Source organism: Paenibacillus sp. FSL R10-2199, assembly GCF_038000235.1.
Taxonomy (GTDB): Bacteria; Bacillota; Bacilli; order Paenibacillales; family Paenibacillaceae; genus Paenibacillus_AQ; species Paenibacillus_AQ phytohabitans.
This window is the reverse complement of sequence record NZ_JBBOBO010000002.1, coordinates 1,610,170-1,622,188: the sequence shown is the minus strand read 5'-3', so window position 1 is coordinate 1,622,188 and position 12,019 is coordinate 1,610,170. Positions and strand designations below refer to the sequence as shown.

Sequence of the window (12,019 nt, the reverse complement as noted above, 5' to 3'; positions counted from 1 at the left end):
ATAGTATAAAAGAAGAGCGCCCGTGGTATCCGCACGGGCGTTCTTTGCAGTATGGCCGGTTATCCCGGCAGGTTTACTTGATAAATACTCCGCCAAACGGCAACGCCTCGCGCAGGAACCGTTTGATAATGCCGTCTTCATTATTATCCCGCTGAAAACGCCTGCTCTGGCGTCCGGCCTGGAACAGCACAGGCCCGTGGCCGGTCATCTTCCAGTGATAGCTCATATGCTGGCTGGCGAGATGATTGCCGTAGACCGTAAGCTCAAGCCGGGCATTCTCGGGATAGGCAATAATACTGCCGGCATCGACATACAGCGGATCAAACGGGTCAAGCTCGGCTTCACAGACTGTACCTTCTGTCAGAATGCCGATGCTGCCATGACCGGAGAATTTCACCTTGACGATATCCCGGGTAATCAGCATATTCTTCATATTCAATACTCTGGTCTGCATGGTGACTCCCTTACTGTAGAAGAACAGATGCCTGAAATCATAGAGCAGATCGCTCTTGCCGTCGAGCTGCAGCGTCTTGACCCGGTAACCGGGCGGCAATGCAGCGACGAACCGGCAGGGGCCGGTGATATCCGAGCGGATCAGCTTTCGTTTGCGGTACATGCCCTTCACATCCATCAGCCGGTCCGCCCGTCCTGAAGAGGGGCCTTGATAGGCTATAATCTGCTGCGGATGGAGCACATGAACCTCTTCATTCTCTGCGACGGTAAAAGCAACGGCCTGTCCGCTGCCGCTGTCGCCTTCATCCTGGACATCAACATTCATTCCTTATGCTCCCCTCGTGCAGTGCTGTATACATGCGCTTCTTCCTCCAGCCTTAACGCAGCCGGTCGCTTCTTCTGGAACGGTGGCGCATGGTGAAGCGCAGCAGCCGGATCAGCAGGAAATAACCCAGGATAAGAGCAAGTCCGGTGATTACCGTCACCTTGATCCGGTTATAGTAATTTTCCCGTGCCGTACGGTCATTCTTCAGTTCATCGACGACCTGGCTGAGCTGGCGGTTCTGTTCCTGCAGCGCGGCATTCTGGGCCTGGTAGGTCGCCATTTGCTGCAGAGACTGGTCCAGCTGGTCTTTTGTCTGCCCCAGCTCGTCCACTGCCGTTCCAAGCTCCGCCTTTGTTTTCTGCAGTTCCTCCGCCGTCTGCTGATAGCTCTCCTGCAGTTTGTTGACTTCACCGGGCAGCTCCGAGAAGCTCTGTAGTCCATTATATAAATCAGTGAAATAGTTGGCTTTGGCCTCAGGGATATCATAAGTGAAAGAAATCCCGAGCAGCAGCAAGGCCGACCCCAGCAGCTTTATCATATTTCTTGTTGCGCGTTTGTTCATTAATGATCACCACCTGTTATAGGCTTGTTGTATTCTTATTTTATCATAGCCGGTCCTGATTTGGGCAGTGCGGGCAGCTTTAGGCATAATTACCCTTCCTGTCTATGCAGGTAACCATATGTGTAATACAGTACAAATCATATGAAGGTTTCTATTATATTGAGTGTGCACATAAATTAACGTATACTTTGAACGGAAAGGAGCTGCTTCGAGTGAATAAATGGCTCAAAACGTTGTTGTTTCTGGCAGGTTCTGCACTGTTGACCCGGTTTATTCCGTTCTCATCCTTATTCCGTAATCTGGATACGATGTTTCACGAATTCGGCCATGCGCTGGTAACCCTGCTGCTCTCGGGGAGTGTGCTGCGGATAGAGCTGCATCCCGACCATAGCGGTGTAACCTATTCAGCGATTGCCGCAGGGGGGAGGGCAATTCTTGTATCGCTGGCCGGTTATCCTCTGGCTTCACTGTTCTCATTGCTGCTCTTCTATCTATATAGTAGAGACAAGCGGCAGTGGGGGCTGATTATGGCCAGCGGTGTTGCGCTGGTGATGCTGGTGCTCTATGTACGGGGCGGCTTTGGGATGATTTGGCTGAGCGGTTTTATTCTGCTGAATGCCGCTATGCTGTTCCTTTGGCCGAAGGTCAGCAAATATTATTATTTATTTCTTGCATTTCTGACTCTGGAGGAGTCCGTAATGGGGACGCTATTTTTGGTAACGGCTTCGGTACTGACGCCTTCCCGTGCGGGGGATGCAGCAAATTTGGCCAGATTAACGCCGCTGCCGGCTATATTGTGGGCACTGCTGTTCTTCCTCTTCTCGCTGCTATGTGCCAAGTGGGCGCTGGGCTTTTTTTTCAGGGAAGAAAAAAAAGCTAACCGGGCAAGAAGCCTATAATGCGCAAAACTGTGTTCGTCATATTTTGACAAAATAATAGACTTTCGCAAAGAGGCAATTACCTTTAGTGGTAGGTTGGCTCTTTTTTTGTCGATATTATAGGACCGAACATATATTCCATGACAAGGAGTTGTCCGCCATTATTGGTACATTAATAGAAGACCCAAAAAAAGAAAGAGGTGGAAATATGCAAGCAAGTATTCAGCCCATATTTACTTGGAGCCAGGATCGGATTTTAGCAGGAGGTGCGAAGAATATTATCCTGCTCGTGGAGTGGAAAGGAGTGTCACAAGGAGAGGAATTCCGCAAGAAAAGCCGAAAGGTTGTAGCCCGGGAAATTGAGCTGCGTGTATGGCTGGAAAGCCACGTTACGGTGACCGGATGCTACGGGTGTACAGCAGAAGAAGGAGAAGGACGCTCACTGCTGCTGAAGCTGGGCAAAATCCATTCCGGGCAACGCAGGTTTATTGCTTTGGAATTTACGATGTCAGGCATGCCTGCAGGCATACATGAGGCGCTTTGGCTGCAGTGGCAATACAGACAGCCCACGGTAGAACGTATACGTGAGCTGCCGCTCAAGAAGCTCGGAATGGAATATTCACATCATACGGATGTACTGGGCGCTCAGTGTTGTTTTCATGTTGAGAAGCATGTAGAACTGCTCAAAATGGAGGGATTATTAGCAGAAAGGGAAGTGGCCAGAGCCCAAAATCAGCAGCAGGTCTCCACGGAGAAGCTGCGGCGTCAGGGGGATAAATTGCTGCTGCTCGCTGCACGTTCCGGCGATATGCAGCTTGTAAAGGAAGCGGAAGCACTCTATAAGCAGCTTGAGGTGGAGATGACTCTCTTGGGAAAGGTTGTAACGAGATAAATGTAAGGAATGCAGCAGGGATACAATAGGCAGTGATCATACATATAGGTTAAAATTTGAATCCAATTCGCAGAAATAGATAACGAATCGTGTAATATATAAATGTGGTAATATAGTAAAATAGTTCTATTATATTTTCTTATCTCGGTTATTACATCCTTGGTTATAGATATATATAACTAGTTTATTTAAAAATAATGGGTCTATTTTACCATGAATCAAGGAGAACTGAAAATGACAGACCGATTAATCCGGCTGATGCGCATTATTACGCTAGTTCAAGCCAAACCGGGAATTCTGGCCCGTGAGCTGGCGGAACGATGCGGCAACAGTGAGAGAACGATTTACCGGGATATGGATGCGCTCAGTGCCATGCATATCCCCATTACCCATATGGGACACGGTAAGGGATATGCTTTTATCGGTAATTTTGCACTGTACCCTTTGGATTGGTCAGAAGAAGAAGCAGCCGCATTTTCACAGTTGCGCAGTATTATGACGGATATCAAACCTTTACTGCCCCCGGATTTCGAAGACGCCTATGAGAAAGTGATGGCCGCAGAATATAAGCAAAAGGCAGAAAGGGAAGAAACGATGGAGAGCGCGAAGAAGGAAGCGGGTCAGCATTGGATGGAGAGAAGCGGATCTCATGGAGATCAGCCATTCTATCTGACCGGCATTCTGGATGCCGTGATGAAGCAGCGCAGTATACAGGCGGACTACAGTGAGAATGCATACGAAGAAAAAGGTATCAAAATTGATCCCTACTGCCTGGTCCCGTTGGAGAATCGTTTTCATTTGATTGGGTTTTGTCATCGCTTCGGGATCATCCGCACCTTTCATATTAACGGGTTTTCCAGTGTGAAGCCGCTGGACAGCTGGTTCTCCAAGGATAAATTTGATTTACAGGCTTTTATGGAGCAGAAGTGGTCTCTGGATCAGGATAGTCTGCAGGTAGAATTCAAAGTCAAGTTCTCGGAACGGATGATGGAGAGGCTTAAGCATGAGGAGATGTTTGTGAAGCCCAGCAGGGTGGACCGCCAGAACCGCTGTCTGCATTTTAAGGTTGCGGTGGAGCAGGATATTGGCTTTGTTCACTGGATTATGAGATACGAGGAAGAAGCTGAGATTATGGAGCCGGTCTACTACCGGGAAGTTCTCAGAAATCAGCTCGAGAAATGGCTGTCGCTATACAAATAGCGCAGTTTTTCTTTTTATATATAGGTATTTACACAGGTTGGGCATGTAATTATTCATACCAAAACACTCGTGTTAGTTATATGTGCAAATTTTCCTTGTCTAGTCGGGGTATATATAGTAAGTTATACATTAAATAACAACAATGTGTATTTAAGCGGATTATTGTAACGTGTCATGTCAGGTATTCGTTAATATATCTAACTTTTTAAATATATTTTCTATCCTGTCATTTGACCTTTGTTCAATTTTTAAGTAGAAGAGAGGTAGAGATTTGATCCAGCCCATTCTAAAAATTGAAAATTTGCACACCCACTTTTTTACCGACCGCGGTGAAGTTCCTGCAGTTGACGGTGTTGATTTGTACATTAATCCGGGTGAGGTTCTGGGTGTGGTAGGCGAATCCGGCTGTGGTAAAAGCGTAACCTCCCTGTCCATTCTGAAGCTGGTTCCGAATCCCCCGGGAAAAATCGTGGGCGGACGTATCCTGCTGAAGGGCCGTGATCTTGTCCCGCTCAAAGAGAAAGAGATGCGTAAGATCCGCGGTGACTCGGTCTCGATGATTTTTCAGGAACCGATGACTTCGCTCAATCCGCTGTTCACGGTCGGACAGCAAATTATAGAAACCGTACGCCTGCACCGCGGACTCTCCAAGAAGGAGGCCCGGGAGCACGCTGTAGAGATGCTCCGCAAGGTTGGCATTCCCCGGCCGGAGGCCATTATTGATGAATATCCGCATCAGCTGTCGGGAGGCATGCGCCAGCGTGTAATGATCGCCATGTCCATTTCCTGCAGTCCGGAGCTGCTGATTGCCGATGAGCCGACGACTGCGCTTGATGTAACGATTCAGGCACAGATTCTGGATCTGATCCGCCGGCTTAACGAAGAACAGGGTACCGCAGTTATGCTGATTACCCATGATCTTGGTGTTGTAGCGGAGATGTGCCACCGTGTTGCGGTTATGTATGCCGGCAAGGTAGTGGAGGAAGGCAGCGTACGTGATATTTTCAAGAATCCGCTGCATCCGTATACCCGGGGGCTGATCGAATCGGTACCGCGGATGGATGAAACCAGAGAACGACTGTATTCAATTCCGGGCAATGTGCCGATTCTCAGCAAAGAAATGCAGGGCTGCCGGTTCGCGCCGCGCTGCCCTGATGTCATGGATATCTGTCGTCAAAGTCTTCCGAAGCTTACGCTCCAGGAGGAACAGCACAGCTGCAGATGCTGGCTGCATGAAAGTCAACAGGAGGATGCGGTATGAGTGAGAGCCTGCTAGAGGTCAAGGGCCTTAAGAAGTATTATCCGATCAACAAAGGGTTCTTCAATCGCGCGCAGGGTTATGTCAAGGCTGTGGACGATATCTCCTTCTCGGTAAGCAAAGGTGAGACCTTTGGCCTGGTTGGAGAGAGCGGCTGCGGTAAATCCACAACCGGCCGTGCCTTGCTTCGGCTGATTGAGCCCACGGCGGGAGAGGTTTGGTTCGAAGGTCAGGATATCACGAAGCTATCTATAGAGGAGATGCGCAAGCGGCGCCGGGAGATGCAGATTGTTTTCCAGGACCCGTTCTCATCCTTAGATCCGCGCAATACCGTACAGCGTATTCTTGAAGAGCCGATGATCGTGCACGGAGTAGGCGATGCCAAGCAGCGCCGGGCTGAAGTAGAACGGCTTGCGGATGTAGTCGGGCTGGCTAAAGCGCATTTGCAGCGTTACCCGCATCAGTTCTCCGGCGGACAACGCCAGCGGATCGGGATTGCCAGAGCACTGGCGCTCCAGCCGAAGCTGATTATCGCCGATGAGCCTGTATCTGCACTGGATGTATCGATCCAGTCACAGGTCATTAACCTGATGCAGGATTTACAGAAGGAATTCGGATTGACCTATATCTTCATCGCCCATGATCTCAGCGTGGTGAAGCATATCTGCGACCGTGTTGCCGTCATGTATCTGGGACGGATTGTTGAAGTCACTGATAAGCATAAGCTCTATGCCGATCCGCAGCATCCCTATACGCAGGCACTGCTGTCCGCAGTTCCTGAGCCCGATCCTGATATCCGCAAGGAACGGATCATTCTGCAGGGTGAGGTGCCGAGTCCGGCGAATGCACCGGTCGGATGTGCTTTTAATACACGTTGTCCCAGGGTGATGGAGGTATGCCGTAATGTCAGACCGCCGCTGCAGGAGACAGGGGCCGGACATTTGACCGCGTGCCATCTGTATGATGAGGAAGTCCGTTCCCGGCTGGCCTAATGAAAGAAGGAAGAATTCAATACCGCTCTCTATGCATTGGCCCTGATATATGGCAGCGCTTTGGCGCAGCTCCATATAAACGCTTTAATACTTTTAATGAGAGAAGGGAGTTTTCTAGAGATGAAGAAGTGGAGTAGTCTTGCACTGGCAGTAACGCTGGGGGCGGTATTAACATTAAGCGGCTGCGGGGGTAACAATAACAACGCAGGCACAGAAGCGACTGCAGGCACGAATGCAGCGGCGACTACAGCACCGGAGAGCTCACCTGAAACATCGGCTAACACTCAGGATACGCTGATTCTTGGGCGCGGCGGCGATTCTGCATCGCTGGATCCGGCCATTGTCACCGATGGCGAATCCCTGAAGATTGCCCACCAGGTATTCGATTCCCTGCTGGAATACAAGCCCGGCACCTCTGAAGTACAGGCATCCCTTGCGGACAGCTGGGAGGTATCTGCTGACGGTCTGACGTATACCTTCAAGCTTCATCCGGGCGTGAAGTTCCATGACGGAACGGATTTCAACGCTGAAGCAGTAGTCTTCAACTTCACGCGCTGGAGTGATCCGGCAAGTGAGTTCAAGTTCGAAGGCGATTCCTTTGATTACTATGATTCGATGTTCGGTCCGGACGGCAGCCGTGTAATCAAAGAGGTTAAGGCTGTAGACGCCACTACGGTAGAGTTCACACTCAACCAGCCGCAGGCACCGTTCCTGCAGAATATCGCTATGACCTCCTTCGGGATTGCCAGCCCTGCTGCCATCCAGGAGAAGAAGGAGAACTTCAAGAACGAGCCGGTAGGCACAGGACCTTTCGTGTTCACGGAGTGGAAGCATAATGATTCCATTACACTGGACAAGAACCCGAACTACTGGAAAGAAGGCCTTCCTAAGCTGAACAAAGTGATCGTCCGCTCCATTCCCGACAACTCGGCACGCTTCAATGCCCTGCAGAACGGCGAGATCGACCTGATGGAGGATTTGAGCCCGGATGACCTGTCTACACTTGAAGGTAACACTGAGCTGCAGAAGATTGAACGTCCGCCGTTCAATGTCGCATACCTCGGCTTCAACTTTAAGAAGAAACCTTTTGATAATGTGAAAGTAAGACAGGCCCTTAACTATGCGGTGAATAAACAAGCTATTATTGATGCATTCTTCTCGGGCCAGGCTAGTGCCGCTGTTAACCCGATGCCGCCATCACTGTGGGGCTACAACGATGCTGTGCAGGATTATGCATACGATCTGGACAAAGCGAAGGCGCTGCTTGCGGAAGCTGGCTACCCTGACGGTCTGCCGGATACAGTAACCCTGTATGCTATGCCGGTATCCCGTCCTTACATGCCTGACGGCAAGAAGGTTGCTGAAGCGATCCAGGCAGACTGGGAGAAAATCGGCGTGAAGACGGTTATTGAATCCCCGGAATGGGCGACTTATCTGGATGATACCAAAGCCGGCGAGAAAGATGATATCTACATGCTCGGCTGGACCGGCGACAATGGTGACCCGGACAACTTCCTGTATACCCTGCTCGATAAGGATGCTATCCCTGGTAACAACCGTTCCTTCTATGTGAATGAAGATCTGCACACGATCCTGATCAATGCCCAGAAGGAAACGGATCAGGCGAAACGCTCCGACCTGTACAAACAGGCTCAGGAGATCATCAAAGCGGATGCACCGTGGATTCCGCTTGTGCACACTACACCGCTGCTGGCTGCGAAGGCCAATCTGAAAGGATTCGTTCCAGGCCCTACAGGTACGGAATATTACAGCGAAATTTACTTCGAATAGTATGCTCCATAAGCATTTCCTTGCCGCCGCATGCCGGGCGGCAAGTTATGCTTAAGGACCACTGGAAGGTGAGCCAACTTGAACTCCTACCTATTAAAACGTGTCATGGTTTTATTTCCTGTGCTGATCGGAATGACGATTATCGTCTTCTCCATTATTCATGCCATTCCGGGTGATCCGGCAGAAACCATTCTGGGCCAAAAGGCAACCGAGCAGTCCAAACAGGCGCTGCGCGAGCAGCTTGGTCTCGACAAACCATGGCTGCAGCAATACTTCAACTATATGGGCGATTTGGTGCAGGGCGATCTGGGAACCTCGATCCGGACCAAAACACCGATTGCCAAAGAGATTATGCCTTATCTGGCGGCAACGCTGGAGCTTACGGCAGCAAGTATGCTGTTCGCTACGATTGTAGGAGTGAACGCCGGTATTCTAAGTGCCTGGCGGCAGAATTCCTGGTTTGATTATACCGCGATGATTATAGCGCTCATTGGCGTGTCCATGCCGATCTTCTGGCTGGGGCTGATGGAGCAGATGTTATTCGCGCTGAAGCTGCACTGGCTGCCCTCGATAGGCAGAATGGATCAGCGGAATCCAGTGGAGAGTATAACCAATCTGTATGTGATCGACACGATACTGGCAGGAGACTGGCGCCAGCTGTGGACGGTCATTAAGCATCTGATCCTGCCAAGCATAGCACTGGGCACCATTCCGATGGCAATTATTGCCCGGATGACCCGTTCGAGCATGCTGGAGGTCATGAACTCCGACTATATCCGTACGGCAAAGGCCAAAGGATTGTCGCAATTCCTTGTCGTATATAAGCATGCACTTAAGAATGCGCTGATTCCCGTGCTGACCGTAGTAGGTCTGCAGACAGGTGCGCTTCTCGGCGGTGCGGTGCTGACAGAGACAATCTTTGCCTGGCCGGGCGTGGGAAGATATATATTTGAGGCGATCAGCTCACGCGACTATCCGGTAATCCAGACCGGTATCCTGATCATTGCTTTTATCTTCGTATTCATTAATCTGCTGGTGGATCTGCTCTATGCCGTCATTGATCCGCGCATCAACTACAAGTGAGGGGGGAACCTATGGGACAGGCATCAATTCAAGTAACGCCCCCGGCTGTACCTGCTGACAAGGTTTCCGGGCCTTGGCGGGATGCGTGGAAGGCTTTCCGCAAGAATAAGACAGCGATGCTCGGCCTTGGCATCATTGTGTTTTTTGTGCTGATTGCCCTGCTGGCACCCTTCATCGCGCCTTACGGCTTCAAGGAGCAGGAGCTGGTCAACCGGCTCAAGGCGCCGTCCGCTGACCACTGGTTCGGTACAGATGATCTGGGCAGAGATATGTTCACCCGTATTCTATACGGTGCCCGGATATCTCTCTGGGTGGGCTTCTTCTCGGTTATCGGTTCCATTGTTGTCGGTACGTTTCTGGGGATTCTTGCGGGATTCTACGGCAAATGGATCGATATGCTGATCTCCCGCATGTTCGATATTCTGCTGGCCTTCCCGAGTATTCTGCTGGCTATTGCCATCGTAGCCATTCTGGGGCCTTCGCTGCAGAATGCGCTATATGCCATCGCCATAGTTAATATCCCTACCTATGGCCGGCTGGTAAGGGCCAAGGTACTCTCTCTGAAATCGGAGGAGTACATTACGGCAGCCCGGGCGATCGGAATGACGAATAACCGCATTCTGCTGACCCATATTCTGCCGAACAGCTTAACGCCGATTATCGTGCAAGGGACACTTGGCATCGCCACTGCGATTATTGAGGCAGCTGCACTTGGTTTCCTGGGACTCGGCGCACAGCCGCCCGATCCGGAATGGGGCAAGATGCTCTCGGATTCACGGCAGTTCATTCAGAAGGCACCCTGGACGGTTATTTTCCCGGGGCTGTCCATTATGCTGACCGTGCTAGGCTTCAACCTGGTAGGGGACGGCCTGCGCGACGTGCTTGACCCGCGTATGAAGAATTAACTTCTGTTCACTGATAGCCCTGCAGGCCTTTGGCTTGTAAGGGCTATTTTTTCTGAGTAGCTATACTTACAGCTGGAATTATCACTTGTTCATGTCAATAATAACTAAATATAATCAAACATAATCAAAACGTATAGTAAAACCAAAAAAGATGTGCTAGAATAGCACCAAAATATATAAGATACATACATGGGAGGAATGGAAATGTTCAAGAAGCTGGGGTTAGTGTTAGTGGCGGGATTGGTAGCGGCGGGATTGTCTGCTGCACCTGGTGAACAGGCACAGGCAGCTAAGAAAACTGAAATTATTATATCTGCGGCAGCCAGCCTGCAGGACAGTCTCGACAAGATTGCCGTGACTTACGAGAAGCAGCATCCCGGTATTGATCTTGTTTTTAACTACGGTGCTTCCGGTACGCTGCAAAAGCAGATTGAACAAGGCGCTCCGGCCGATCTGTTCTTCTCTGCAGGAGACAAACAGATGACTGCCCTGGTAGATGGCGGGCTCATTAGTGATAATACGGAACTGCTGAAGAATCAGCTGGTTCTCGTGGTGCCTTCTGATTCGAAGACTTCCATTACTACAATCACCCAGCTTACCGATAAAGCCTTCAAGAAGGTGGCTGTCGGCCAGCCGGAATCCGTGCCGGCCGGGCAATATGCGCAGCAGTCATTGACGGCTAAGAAGGTATGGGATACGCTGCAGAGCAAGCTGGTCTTTGCCAAGGATGTCCGTCAGGTATTGTCTTATGTGGAAACAGGCAATGCAGATGCCGGCTTCGTCTACAAGACAGACGCGCTTACGTCGAACAAAGTGAAGATTGCCCTGACAGTGGGCGGACATGTGCACAAGGCCATTAATTATCCGGTAGGCATTGTTAAGGAGTCCCCGCATCAGGCGGAGGCCAAGGCATTCTACGATTATGTACAGACAACAGCGGCGGACGCGGTATTTACAAGCTACGGCTTTCAATTAGCACAATAATAACTACTATATAAATGGGGTGAGAAGAGATGGAGATCAATTGGACCGATTTTTTCGCCCCGGTCTGGCTTTCGGTCAAGATTTCAGTGATTACCAGCATTATAGTGTTCTTACTGGCTACGCTCGCAGCCAAGAAGATGGCAGGGCGGAGGTTCTTCGGACACAGCCTGGTTGAAACGGTCCTGCTGCTTCCGCTGGTTCTGCCGCCGACGGTTGTCGGCTTCGTCCTGCTGGTGATCCTCGGCCGGCGGAGCTGGATTGGCAGGCTGTATGAGCAGTTCACCGAGCATACCATTCTGTTTACCTGGGGCGCGGCAGTCATTGCCGCAGTAGTGGTTGCTTTCCCCTTGGTATACAGGACAGTCAAGGCGGGCTTTGAAGGGGTGGAGAAGGATCTTGAGGATGCCGCTCGGGCGCAGGGAGCCAGCGAGCTTCAGGTCCTGCGCTATGTAACCCTTCCGCTGGCCAGCCGTTCACTGGCCGCAGGTTACGTGCTCGGGTTTGCCCGCGGGCTGGGCGAATTCGGCGCAACGATTATGGTAGCGGGGAACATCCCCGGACGTACCCAGACGGTGCCGACCGCAATCTATGTAGCGGTTGACGGCGGCAACATGACGCTGGCCTGGATGTGGGTATGCTCAATCATTGTCATCTCGGCCCTTATGCTGATGTTTGTTAACCGCCGATCCTGACGGA

The 12,019-nt window shown here is 50.8% G+C and carries 13 protein-coding genes; 11 read left to right on the top strand and 2 right to left on the bottom strand.

Translation table 11 applies throughout. The annotated features are described in order from the left end of the window. Positions 1-73: 73 nt before the first annotated feature. Both NYE33_RS34910 and NYE33_RS34905 read right to left on the bottom strand, forming a co-directional pair. Positions 74-778, bottom strand: a complete 705-nt coding sequence (locus tag NYE33_RS34910; protein WP_042133978.1) for an AIM24 family protein — start codon at positions 776-778, stop codon at positions 74-76. Positions 779-830: 52 nt separating this feature from the next. Next, positions 831-1,340, bottom strand: coding sequence for a hypothetical protein (locus tag NYE33_RS34905; protein ID WP_341069904.1), 510 nt, complete (start codon positions 1,338-1,340; stop codon positions 831-833). Between the two features lie 212 nt (positions 1,341-1,552). Between NYE33_RS34905 and NYE33_RS34900 the strand changes: the two genes are divergently transcribed. The 11 genes from NYE33_RS34900 (at position 1,553) to modB (ending at position 12,015) form a co-directional block, all read left to right on the top strand. Beyond that, positions 1,553-2,239, top strand: coding sequence for a M50 family metallopeptidase (locus NYE33_RS34900; protein ID WP_042133981.1), 687 nt, complete (start codon positions 1,553-1,555; stop codon positions 2,237-2,239). Between the two features lie 187 nt (positions 2,240-2,426). Continuing rightward, positions 2,427-3,110, top strand: a complete 684-nt coding sequence (locus tag NYE33_RS34895) for a hypothetical protein (RefSeq protein ID WP_341069902.1) — start codon at positions 2,427-2,429, stop codon at positions 3,108-3,110. A 234-nt stretch (positions 3,111-3,344) separates the two neighbouring features. Then, a complete protein-coding gene (locus NYE33_RS34890; protein WP_076247430.1) occupies positions 3,345-4,310 on the top strand; it encodes a helix-turn-helix transcriptional regulator in 966 nt (321 codons plus the stop codon). A gap of 271 nt (positions 4,311-4,581) precedes the next feature. Next, positions 4,582-5,571, top strand: coding sequence for an ABC transporter ATP-binding protein (locus tag NYE33_RS34885; RefSeq protein ID WP_042133986.1), 990 nt, complete (start codon positions 4,582-4,584; stop codon positions 5,569-5,571). After that, entirely contained in the window at positions 5,568-6,560 is a 993-nt protein-coding gene (locus tag NYE33_RS34880; protein ID WP_341069900.1) for an ABC transporter ATP-binding protein, read from the top strand. Before NYE33_RS34885 ends, NYE33_RS34880 begins: the two co-directional genes overlap by 4 nt. After that, the gene (locus NYE33_RS34875; protein ID WP_179093601.1) at positions 6,560-6,697 is read left to right on the top strand and encodes a hypothetical protein; all 138 of its coding nucleotides are present in this window, start codon (positions 6,560-6,562) and stop codon (positions 6,695-6,697) included. Before NYE33_RS34880 ends, NYE33_RS34875 begins: the two co-directional genes overlap by 1 nt. Continuing rightward, positions 6,681-8,351 carry an ABC transporter substrate-binding protein gene (locus NYE33_RS34870; protein ID WP_341069897.1) on the top strand — a complete coding sequence of 557 codons (1,671 nt, stop codon included), beginning with the start codon at positions 6,681-6,683 and terminating at the stop codon, positions 8,349-8,351. The genes NYE33_RS34875 and NYE33_RS34870 overlap by 17 nt, the downstream gene beginning before the upstream one ends. A gap of 78 nt (positions 8,352-8,429) precedes the next feature. Then, a complete protein-coding gene (locus tag NYE33_RS34865; protein ID WP_042133990.1) occupies positions 8,430-9,434 on the top strand; it encodes an ABC transporter permease in 1,005 nt (334 codons plus the stop codon). An 11-nt stretch (positions 9,435-9,445) separates the two neighbouring features. Continuing rightward, positions 9,446-10,339 carry a nickel transporter permease gene (gene nikC, locus NYE33_RS34860; protein ID WP_042133992.1) on the top strand — a complete coding sequence of 298 codons (894 nt, stop codon included), beginning with the start codon at positions 9,446-9,448 and terminating at the stop codon, positions 10,337-10,339. A gap of 204 nt (positions 10,340-10,543) precedes the next feature. Further along, positions 10,544-11,323 (top strand): molybdate ABC transporter substrate-binding protein, encoded by a 780-nt coding sequence (gene modA / locus NYE33_RS34855; RefSeq protein WP_336101172.1) that lies wholly within the window; start codon positions 10,544-10,546, stop codon positions 11,321-11,323. Between the two features lie 29 nt (positions 11,324-11,352). Continuing rightward, positions 11,353-12,015 carry a molybdate ABC transporter permease subunit gene (gene modB / locus NYE33_RS34850; RefSeq protein ID WP_042133997.1) on the top strand — a complete coding sequence of 221 codons (663 nt, stop codon included), beginning with the start codon at positions 11,353-11,355 and terminating at the stop codon, positions 12,013-12,015. Positions 12,016-12,019: the final 4 nt, after the last annotated feature.